8 protein-coding genes are annotated in these 9,998 nt (G+C 62.4%); all 8 read right to left on the bottom strand.

All coding sequences use genetic code 11. The annotated features are described in order from the left end of the window. Positions 1-166: 166 nt before the first annotated feature. A complete protein-coding gene (gene fdhA, locus LUB09_RS20065; protein ID WP_090401752.1) occupies positions 167-1,366 on the bottom strand; it encodes a formaldehyde dehydrogenase, glutathione-independent in 1,200 nt (399 codons plus the stop codon). 182 nt (positions 1,367-1,548) lie between these two features. Continuing rightward, positions 1,549-2,406, bottom strand: coding sequence for a formyltetrahydrofolate deformylase (purU, locus tag LUB09_RS20060; protein WP_003234431.1), 858 nt, complete (start codon positions 2,404-2,406; stop codon positions 1,549-1,551). 10 nt (positions 2,407-2,416) lie between these two features. After that, positions 2,417-3,049 carry a sarcosine oxidase subunit gamma gene (locus LUB09_RS20055; RefSeq protein ID WP_209985674.1) on the bottom strand — a complete coding sequence of 211 codons (633 nt, stop codon included), beginning with the start codon at positions 3,047-3,049 and terminating at the stop codon, positions 2,417-2,419. Between the two features lie 115 nt (positions 3,050-3,164). Further along, a complete protein-coding gene (locus LUB09_RS20050) occupies positions 3,165-6,182 on the bottom strand; it encodes a sarcosine oxidase subunit alpha (RefSeq protein WP_231423515.1) in 3,018 nt (1,005 codons plus the stop codon). Next, entirely contained in the window at positions 6,179-6,481 is a 303-nt protein-coding gene (locus tag LUB09_RS20045) for a sarcosine oxidase subunit delta (RefSeq protein WP_003234437.1), read from the bottom strand. Before LUB09_RS20045 ends, LUB09_RS20050 begins: the two co-directional genes overlap by 4 nt. A gap of 15 nt (positions 6,482-6,496) precedes the next feature. Then, a complete protein-coding gene (locus LUB09_RS20040) occupies positions 6,497-7,747 on the bottom strand; it encodes a sarcosine oxidase subunit beta family protein (protein WP_231423513.1) in 1,251 nt (416 codons plus the stop codon). Positions 7,748-7,769: 22 nt separating this feature from the next. Continuing rightward, complete coding sequence (gene glyA, locus LUB09_RS20035; protein ID WP_209985682.1) at positions 7,770-9,023, bottom strand: serine hydroxymethyltransferase; 1,254 nt, start codon at positions 9,021-9,023, stop codon at positions 7,770-7,772. A 236-nt stretch (positions 9,024-9,259) separates the two neighbouring features. After that, positions 9,260-9,988: a TraX family protein gene (locus tag LUB09_RS20030; protein ID WP_209985685.1), complete on the bottom strand. Its 729-nt coding sequence runs from the start codon at positions 9,986-9,988 to the stop codon at positions 9,260-9,262. Between the last annotated feature and the right edge of the window lie 10 nt (positions 9,989-9,998).

The following is a 9,998-nucleotide window of genomic DNA, read 5'->3' as shown; positions in this document are numbered from 1 at the left end:
TGCCTCTGGCTAACACTTCCCCTTGCCGGGTGTGTAGAGGACTTTCACCTCCAAGTCACCAGCGTGGCCACCACAGCCAAACTGGTTGCGCTTCGCGCAACGCGCCATGCCTGGCGCACCAAAAAAAGGGCGACCCATGGGTCGCCCTTTTCATTGGCACAACGATTTACGCCGCGCTGAACAGCTTATGCGGATCAATCACAAACTTCTTCGGCACACCCGCATCGAACTCGCCGTACCCACGCGGCGCGTCATCCAGGCTGATGACCTGCACGCCAACAATGTCGGCAATGTTGATACGGTCCCACATGATCGCCTGCATCAGTTGGCGGTTGTACTTCATCACCGGCGTCTGCCCGGTGTGGAAGCTGTGGGACTTGGCCCAGCCCAGGCCAAAGCGGATGCTCAGGCTGCCCATTTTCGCGGCGGCGTCCACCGCGCCTGGGTCTTCGGTCACGTACAGGCCCGGAATACCGATCTTGCCCGCCACGCGCACCACGCCCATCAGCGAGTTGAGCACGGTGGCCGGTGCTTCGGCCTTGACGCCGTCGTGACCGTGGCCGCGTGCTTCGAAGCCCACGCAGTCAACGGCGCTGTCCACTTCGGGCTCGCCCAGCAGTGCGGCGATCTGTTCGTGCAGCGGGGTGTCGGTGGACAAGTCGGCAATTTCGAAACCCTGGGCCTTGGCGTGCGCCAGGCGGATCGGGTTGACGTCGCCGATGATCACCACCGCTGCGCCCAGCAGGCGTGCGGAAGCCGCAGCGGCCAGACCGACCGGCCCGGCACCGGCGATGTACACGGTGCTGCCCGGGCCGACGCCGGCAGTGACAGCGCCGTGGTAGCCGGTCGGCAGGATGTCGGAGAGGCAGGTCAGGTCGCGGATTTTCTCCATAGCCTTGTCGCGGTCCGGCAGCTTCAGCAGGTTGAAGTCCGCGTACGGCACCAGCACGTATTCAGCCTGGCCGCCGGTCCAGTCGCCCATGTCGACATAGCCGTAGGCGCCACCGGCACGAGCCGGGTTGACGGTCAGGCACACGCCGGTGTGTTGCTCCTTGCACGAGCGGCAGCGGCCGCACGCCACGTTGAAGGGTACGGAGACCAGGTCACCGATTTTCAGGTTCTCGACGTCGCTGCCCTTCTCGATCACTTCGCCGGTGATTTCGTGACCGAGCACCAGGCCAGTCTGAGCGGTAGTGCGGCCGCGCACCATGTGTTGGTCGGAGCCGCAGATGTTGGTGGAGACCACGCGCAGGATGACGCCGTGTTCAATCTTCCTGCCACGGGGGTCCTGCATTTTGGGATAGTCGATTTTCTGTACTTCGACCTTGCCGTTGCCGAGATACACGACACCACGATTACCAGACATGCTTTCACCTCGCTGTTGTTTTTATGGAACTGCGTTGCCCCTTTGGGTGGGCAGCGCGTTAAGTGCTCGGGTACAGATGCTGTTTCCTTGTGTTTTTCCTGTGGGCCTCATCGGGGGCAAGCCCCCTCCCACAGGGGAATGCATTCCAAAGGTGGGAGGGGGCTTGCTCCCGATGGCGCCAGTCAGAGCACCACGGTCCTATTGGCATTCAAGAACACCCGCCGCTCGATGTGATACCCCACCGCCCGCGCCAATGTGAGCCCTTCGATATCCCGCCCCTTGGCAATCAAGTCCTCGGGATAGTGGCTGTGGTCCACCACTTCCACCCCCTGGGCAATGATCGGGCCTTCATCCAGATCGTTATTGATGTAATGCGCCGTGGCACCGACCAGCTTCACCCCCTTGTTGTACGCCTGGTGATAAGGCTTGGCGCCCTTGAAGCCCGGCAGCAACGAGTGGTGGATGTTGATCGCCTTGCCATCCAGCTTGCGGCACAGCTCCGGTGACAGCACTTGCATGTAGCGCGCAAGGATCACCAGTTCCGCGCCCGTCTCTTCAATCACCTGCCACACCTGACGCTCCTGGGACGGTTTGTCGTTGGGGTCGAGGGGGAAATGGTAGTAGGGAATCTGGTGCCAGTCGGCCAACGGTTGCAAATCAGGGTGATTGGACACCACCGCAACCACGTCCATCGACAGCTGGCCGATGCGTTGGCGGTACAGCAGGTCGTTGAGGCAGTGATCGGCCTTGGAGACCATGATCACCACTTTTGGCCGGTAGTTCGGCGCCGTCAGCTCGAAGATCATGCCAAAGGCTTCACCGCGCGTGGCCAGGCCATCGCGAAAACCCTGCTCGTCAAAGCCGTCTGGCTGGCGAAATTCCACCCGAATAAAAAATCGTCCCGAGAGGCGATCATCGAACGAATGGTGCTCGGTGACGTAGCAGCCCTGCTCGAACAGGTAGCGGGTGACCGCGTCCACCGTGCCGAGCACGCTGGGGCAGTCGGCAGTCAAAATCCATGTATCGGGTGCGCGGCTCATGGTTTATTCCTCAGGCTTGAACACTCAGGCCGAACTCGGCCGAGGCATCCTGCAGCCACAACCACCAGTAATCCGAGAAGCTGCGACGAATCAGCAGTTCCCAGGTGTCTTCTGCCGTGTGGCGGATCACCAATTGCGACTTGGCAAACACCGTGCCCACCGCCTTGCCCACCGGGAAGTTGTTGGGGTGCACGTCGTAGCTGGTGGATTTCATCAGTACGTCGCGCACGTTCGGGCCGCTGAGTTCGAGGATCTGCTGGCCGCCGCTGACGTTGACGATCTGGATATGCAGCTCGCCCAGGGCCGCGCGCAGGTTCTGCTCGGCAGCGAACTCTTCACCGCCTGGCACGATCAACAGCCACTCATCCGGGCCGAGCCATTGCAGGCTGGTTTCGCCTTTGACGATGACCTGCAGGGCGCCCGGCAACTCAATGCCCAGAGCCTTGTGCACGCCAGCGGCGAAGGCGGCGTCATGGCCATCGCCACGGATGGTCAGGTGGCCGAGGAGTTTCTTTTCACGCACGGTCACGCCGGCATTGTTGCGGCCCTTGCCGACCAGGCTGGCGAGGTCGGCATGGTGCAGCGAGGATTCGGCTTTGGCGCTGGTGGTGGGGCGTTGTTGGTAAACATTGGCTGCTGTCATAAAGCACCTGTTTGAATTCTGTTGTGAGGCTGATGGCCTCATCGGGAGCAAGCCCCCTCCCACAGGGGAATGCATTTCAAAATGTGGGAGGGGGCTTGCCCCCGATGCAGGCGACTCAAATGTTCTGCCGGTCACCCTTAGGATCAAAGAACACCGAGGACACAATCTCCGCCTCGATCACGCTGCCATCCGCCTGCGGCGAGAACACCCGCTCGCCGATGCGCTTCAAGCCGCCCTTGACCACACCCATGGCAAACGAATAACCCAGGGAGTTGTGCGCATAGCTGGAAGTGACGTGGCCGACCATCTTCATCGGAATCGCCTGCTTGGCATCCAGCACAAGCTGCGCGCCTTCGGGCAGCCACACATTCGGATCGATCGGCTTCAAGCCCACCAGTTGCTTGCGCTCTTCACGCACGCAGTCTTCACGGTTCATGCCACGCCAGCCGATCCACGAGAACGGCTTGGTGCGGCCTACGCACCAGCCCATGTTCAGGTCGTCCGGGGTCATCGAGCCATCAGTGTCCTGGCCGACGATGATGAAGCCCTTCTCGGCCCGCAGTACGTGCATGGTTTCGGTGCCGTACGGGGTCAGGTTGTACTTTTTGCCGGCCTCGACGATTTTCTCCAGCACGCCCATGGCGTAGTCGGCCTGCACGTTGACTTCATACGACAGCTCACCGGTAAACGAGATGCGGAACACCCGCGCCGGTACGCCGCCGACCAGGCCTTCCTTCCAGGTCATGAACGGGAAGCCGTCCTTGTCCAGGTCGATATCGGTCACCTCACTCAGCAGCTTGCGGCTGTTGGGGCCCGACAGGGTCATGGTCGCCCAGTGGTCGGTGACCGAGGTGAAGTACACCTTGAGGTCCGGCCATTCGGTCTGTTGGTAGATTTCCAGCCACTGAAGAACACGCGCCGCGCCGCCGGTGGTGGTGGTCATCAGGAAGTGGTTATCGGCGAGGCAGGCCGTCACGCCATCGTCGAAAACCATGCCGTCTTCCTTGCACATCAGGCCATAGCGCGCCTTGCCCACGTCGAGCTTGGTCCACGCATTGGTGTAGATGCGGTTGAGGAACTCGCGGGCATCCGGGCCTTGAATGTCGATCTTGCCGAGGGTGGACGCGTCCAGCAGGCCGACGCTGTCGCGCACGGCCAGGCATTCGCGCTTCACCGCCGCGTGCAGGTCTTCACCGTTGCTCGGGAAGTACCACGGGCGTTTCCACTGGCCGACGTCTTCAAACTCGGCGCCGTTCTTCACGTGCCAGGCTTGCAGCGCGGTGTAACGCACCGGTTCGAAGATGTGCCCACAATGGCGGCCCGCTATCGCGCCGAAGGTGACCGGCGTGTAGTTGGGACGGAACATGGTGGTGCCCATCTGCGGGATGGTCACGTTCAGCGAGCGCGCGGCAATCGCCAGGCCGTTGACGTTACCCAGCTTGCCCTGGTCGGTGCCGAAGCCCAGTGCGGTGTAGCGCTTGACGTGCTCGACCGACTCGAAACCCTCGCGAGTCGCCAGTTCGATGGCGGCGGCGGTGACGTCGTTTTGCAGGTCGACAAATTGCTTGGGGGCCCGTGCAGTGACTTTGTCGTGGGGTACCTGGAACAGCGCCAGAGTCGGTTCTTCCAGACGGCTCAAGGCTTTTGGCAGCGTGCCTTCCACCGGCGCAAACCCGGCTTCGCTGGCCGCGCGCACGCCGCCTTCAAAACCGTCGGCCAACGAATCACCAAGGCCATAAACGCCGTTGATACCGCCGACGCACACGCGTTTCTGCGGCGCTTCGCCCGGCACGAAACCGAGAATATCTTCGCGCCAGGTCGGCTTGCCGCCCAGGTGCGAGGCCAGGTGCACCACCGGGCTGTAACCGCCGGAGCTGGCGAGCAGATCGCAGTCCAGCCATTCGCCGGGGCTGCTGACTTTATGGGCTTTCACATCGATTGCCGCCACGCGGGCAGCGGTGACGTGCTTGCTGCCACGGGCCTCGATCACGGCACTGCCGGTGAGAATGCGAATGCCCTTGGCGCGGGCTTCTTCCACCAGCGCGCCGCGTGGGTTGTGGCGCGCATCGGCCACGGCCACCACTTGCAGCCCGGCGTCGAACCAGTCCAGCGCCACGCGGTAGGCATGATCGTTGTTGGTCGACAGCACCAGTTTCTTGCCCGGCGCCACGCCGTAGCGGCGCACGTAGGTCGACACCGCACCGGCGAGCATATTGCCCGGCACGTCGTTGTTGCCGTACACCAGCGGACGCTCGCACGCACCAGTGGCCAGCACGACGCGCTTGGCGCGCACCCGGTGGATACGCTGACGCACCACGCCAATCGGCGCACGGTCACCGAGGTGATCGGTGAGGCGTTCGTGAATGGTCAGGAAGTTATGGTCGTGGTAGCCGTTGACCGTGGCGCGGGGCAGCAGCACCACGTCCGGCAGAGCCTTGAGTTCTGCGATCACGCTGGCGACCCACTCGGTGGCCGGCTTGCCGTCGAGGCTTTCGCGCGAATCGAGCAACGAGCCGCCGAATTCTTCCTGCTCATCGGCGATGATCACACGGGCACCGCTGCGTGCAGCCGCCAGTGCCGCGGCGAGGCCGGCAGGGCCTGCGCCCACGATCAGCACGTCGCAGTGACGGTTGAAATTGTCGTAGGTGTCCGGGTCGTTCTCGGTCGGCGAGCGGCCAAGGCCGGCAGCCTTGCGGATGTACTTCTCGTAGGTCATCCAGAACGATTGCGGGTACATGAAGGTTTTGTAGTAGAAGCCCGGCGGCATCAACTTGCCGCCGACCTTGCCGAGAATACCCATCATGTCGTTGTTCACGCTCGGCCAGCCGTTGGTGCTGGTGGCGACCAAACCCTGATACAGCGCCTGTTGCGTGGCACGCACGTTGGGGATTTGCGTGGCTTCGGTGGCGCCGATCTGCAGCACCGCGTTCGGCTCTTCGGCGCCGGCGGCAAAGATGCCGCGCGGGCGCGAGTACTTGAAGCTGCGGCCGATGATGTCGACGCCGTTGGCCAGCAGGGCGGCGGCCAGGGTGTCGCCTTCAAAGCCCTTGTAGCTCTGGCCGTTGAAGGTAAACGTCAGGACCTTGTTGCGGTCGATGCGGCCACCGTTGGACAGGCGATTGATCTGGCTCATACCTTCTCTCCAGAGGCCTTGGCGGTGAATTGTGGCTGCTCACCGATCTTGTAGGTTTCAAGGATTTCGTAGGTCACGGTGTCGCGGGTGGCGTTGAAGTACTGACGGCAACCGGCGGCGTGAATCCACAGTTCGTGGTGCAGGCCACGGGGGTTGTCGCGGAAGAACATGTAGTCGCCCCACTCGGCATCGGTGCAGGCATTCGGGTCCAGCGGGCGCGGGATGTGCGCTTGGCCGGACGCGTGGAATTCCTCTTCGGAGCGCAGTTCGCCACAGTGAGGACAGAAGATATGCAACATAAGGTGGTTCTCCTGTTAGTGGGCGACGGCCGCAGCGCCGTGTTCGTCGATCAGCGCACCGTTGTGGAAACGGTCGATGGAGAAAGGCGCGGCCAATGGGTGCATTTCACCCTTGGCGAGGCTGGCGGCAAACACGTTGCCTGAGCCCGGCGTAGCCTTGAAGCCACCGGTGCCCCAACCGCAGTTGAAGAACATGTTCGGTACTGGAGTCTTGGAAATGATCGGGCACGCGTCCGGCGTGGTGTCGACGATGCCGCCCCACTGCCGGTTCATGCGTACGCGCGAGAGCACCGGGAACATCTCGACGATGGCCTGGATGGTGTGTTCGATCACCGGGTACGAGCCGCGCTGGCCGTAGCCGTTGTAGCCGTCGATACCGGCGCCGATCACCAGGTCGCCCTTGTCGGACTGGCTGATGTAGCCGTGCACGGCGTTGGACATGATCACGCTGTCGATAATCGGCTTGATTGGCTCCGACACCAACGCTTGCAACGGGTGGGATTCGATTGGCAGACGGAAGCCCGCAAGCCCGGCCATGTGGCCCGAGTTACCGGCGGTGACCACACCGACGCGCTTGGCGCCGATAAAGCCCTTGTTGGTTTCCACGCCGATGCACACGCCGTTTTCCTTGCGAAAACCGATCACTTCGGTCTGCTGGATCAAGTCCACGCCCAGTGCGTCAGCCGCGCGGGCGAAGCCCCAGGCCACGGCATCGTGACGGGCCACGCCGCCGCGACGTTGCACGGTGGCGCCCAGCACCGGGTAGCGAGTGTTCTTCGAGCAATCGAGGTAAGGAATCTCGTCGGCAACCTGTTTGGCGTTGAGCAGTTCGCCGTCGACGCCGTTGAGGCGGTTGGCGCTCACGCGGCGTTCGGAATCACGGATGTCCTGCAGGGTGTGGCACAGGTTGTAGACGCCACGCTGGGAGAACATCACGTTGTAGTTGAGGTCCTTGGACAGGCCTTCCCACAGTTTCATCGCGTGCTCGTACAGGTGCGCCGACTCATCCCACAGGTAGTTGGAACGCACGATGGTGGTGTTGCGCGCGGTGTTACCGCCGCCCAGCCAGCCCTTCTCGACCACGGCCACGTTGGTGATGCCGTGCTCCTTGGCCAGGTAGTAGGCGGTCGCCAGACCATGCCCGCCGCCGCCGACGATGACCACGTCGTAGACCTTCTTCGGGGTCGGCGTGCGCCACATCTTCTGCCAGTTTTCGTGATGGCTGAGGGAGTGCTTGAAGAGGCCGAAGCCCGAGTAGCGTTGCATAGTCATTACTCCAAAACCGCGCTCAGCGATAAACCGGGAAATCAGCGCACAGGGCAGACACGTGCTTGGCCACGTTGGCCTCGACGTCGGCATCGCCGAGGTTGTCGAGGATGTCGCAGATCCAGCCGGCTAGTTCGACGCACTGCGCCACTTTGAAACCGCGCGTGGTCACCGCCGGGGTGCCGATGCGCAGGCCCGAGGTCACGAACGGCGACTGCGGGTCGTTCGGCACGGCGTTCTTGTTGACGGTGATGTGGGCGCGACCCAGGGCGGCGTCGGCGTCTTTGCCGGTGAGGCCCTGGCGGATCAGGCTGACCAGGAACAAGTGGTTGTCGGTGCCGCCGGAGACCACATCGTAGCCACGCTTGATAAACACTTCGGCCATCGCCTGGGCGTTGTCGATCACCTGTTGCTGGTAAACCTTGAAGCCAGGCTCAGCCGCTTCCTTGAAGCACACGGCCTTGCCGGCGATCACGTGCATCAGCGGGCCACCCTGGGCACCGGGGAACACGGCGGAGTTGAGTTTTTTCTCGATGGCTTCGTTGGCCTTGGCCAGAATCAAACCGCCACGCGGACCGCGCAGGGTCTTGTGGGTGGTGGTGGTGACCACGTCGGCGTAGGGCAGCGGGTTCGGGTACAGGCCAGCGGCAACCAGGCCGGCGACGTGGGCCATGTCGACGAACAGCAGCGCGCCCACCTTGTCGGCAATCGCACGAAAGCGCGGGAAATCCAGAGTCTTGGAGTAGGCGGAGAAACCGGCCACGACCATCTTCGGCTTGTGCTCGACGGCCAGGCGCTCGACTTCGTCGTAGTCGATCAGCCCGGTGTCGGTGTTAATGCCGTATTGCACCGCGTTGTACAGTTTGCCCGAGGACGACACTTTGGCGCCGTGGGTCAGGTGACCGCCGTGGGCCAGGCTCATGCCCAGGATGGTGTCGCCAGCGTTGATCAGCGCCAGGTACACCGCGCTGTTGGCCGACGAACCGGAGTGCGGCTGCACGTTGGCGTAATCGGCGCCAAACAGTTGCTTGGCACGCTCGATGGCCAGGGCTTCGACCTTGTCCACATGCTCGCAGCCACCGTAGTAGCGCTTGCCCGGGTAGCCTTCAGCGTATTTGTTGGTGAGGCCGCTGCCTTGCGCCTGCATCACACGTTTGCTGGTGTAGTTCTCCGACGCGATCAGCTCGATATGATCTTCCTGACGCTGCTCCTCGGCATTCATCGCCGCCAACAGTGCGTCGTCATATCCCTGGATCTGGTCTTGTTTGCTGAACATCGCGTCTCTCCCAGCCTTTCGTATTGTTGAGGCCCGTGCAGGGCCCTTTGATGCGATGGTAGGGCTGGGGCGTGCAGGTCAAATGCCTACGGACGCCACGCAAAGGTGCGTTTACGACATCGCCTGAATATTGTGCAGAGGCCTCTGCGGGAGGCGGCTTGCCTGCGATGGCATCGCTGCGGTGCAACTGACGCTCCGAGGTGTCTGCATCGCAGGCAAGCCAGCTCCCACAGGGGTTAGGCGATGATCTTGCGAAGGAGGAAAAGCAGCAGAAAATGCGCCGGATACAAAGCATATGCCCAGCGACGCATGGCCGGCGGCGAGACATTTTTGACATGTCGCAACAAGACCAATCCGGCCAATGGCGCAATCAGGCACGCAGCCAGCCCGGTCAGCGCCACGATTGAGCCGCTATTGAGCAAAATCTGCCATTGATTAGCCGCCACACAGACCAAACCCGGCAACACACTGAAATACCATGGCCGGCGAAACACCAGCAGCATCGCCAGCGGCAGCAATACACCGAATACCCCGAACATCAAATATGGGGAAAACACAGCACCTGACGCGAGCGCGATCAACGCCAGTCCTCGATCAAAAAACGCCTTCTGCTGCCATCCTCGGGCAACCAGCAGACCCAGCGCGAGGGTGGGCAGCACGTTCAAGGTATCGGCATCGTCGATAAACATCCGATACGGCACTTCGCTGATCACGCTGAACAGCAGCAGCCAGCCCAGATAACGCCAGTGGCCGGTCACCACAGCGTTGCGCGTACGGTGCAGGTTCGCCGCAATCGCCAGGCAAAACCACGGGAACGCCAGGCGTCCCGGCACATACAGCCCATCCAGGCTCACACCGACGTAGCGCAGGTGATCGAGCACCATGCTCAGCAGCGCCAGCCACTTGAGCAGATCCAGGGCGCCATCACGGACTCGTCCGACAGGCGTAGTGTGAGTACCGTGCATAATTCCCCAC

Origin of the sequence: Pseudomonas sp. Leaf59 (genome assembly GCF_920984685.1) — a bacterium.
In the GTDB taxonomy this organism is placed as follows: Bacteria; Pseudomonadota; Gammaproteobacteria; order Pseudomonadales; family Pseudomonadaceae; genus Aquipseudomonas.
The sequence above is the reverse complement of the archived record's forward strand: the minus strand, read 5'-3'. Positions and strand labels throughout refer to the sequence as shown.

Excerpts from the sequence above, each read along its gene's own strand:
- glyA (WP_209985682.1), bottom strand. The coding sequence starts at position 9,023 with ATGTTCAGCAAACAAGACCAGATCCAGGGATATGACGACGCACTGTTG.
- LUB09_RS20040 (WP_231423513.1), bottom strand. The coding sequence starts at position 7,747 with ATGCAACGCTACTCGGGCTTCGGCCTCTTCAAGCACTCCCTCAGCCAT.
- purU (WP_003234431.1), bottom strand. The coding sequence starts at position 2,406 with ATGAGCCGCGCACCCGATACATGGATTTTGACTGCCGACTGCCCCAGC.
- LUB09_RS20050 (WP_231423515.1), bottom strand. The coding sequence starts at position 6,182 with ATGAGCCAGATCAATCGCCTGTCCAACGGTGGCCGCATCGACCGCAAC.
- LUB09_RS20030 (WP_209985685.1), bottom strand. The coding sequence starts at position 9,988 with ATGCACGGTACTCACACTACGCCTGTCGGACGAGTCCGTGATGGCGCC.
- LUB09_RS20045 (WP_003234437.1), bottom strand. The coding sequence starts at position 6,481 with ATGTTGCATATCTTCTGTCCTCACTGTGGCGAACTGCGCTCCGAAGAG.
- fdhA (WP_090401752.1), bottom strand. The coding sequence starts at position 1,366 with ATGTCTGGTAATCGTGGTGTCGTGTATCTCGGCAACGGCAAGGTCGAA.
- LUB09_RS20055 (WP_209985674.1), bottom strand. The coding sequence starts at position 3,049 with ATGACAGCAGCCAATGTTTACCAACAACGCCCCACCACCAGCGCCAAA.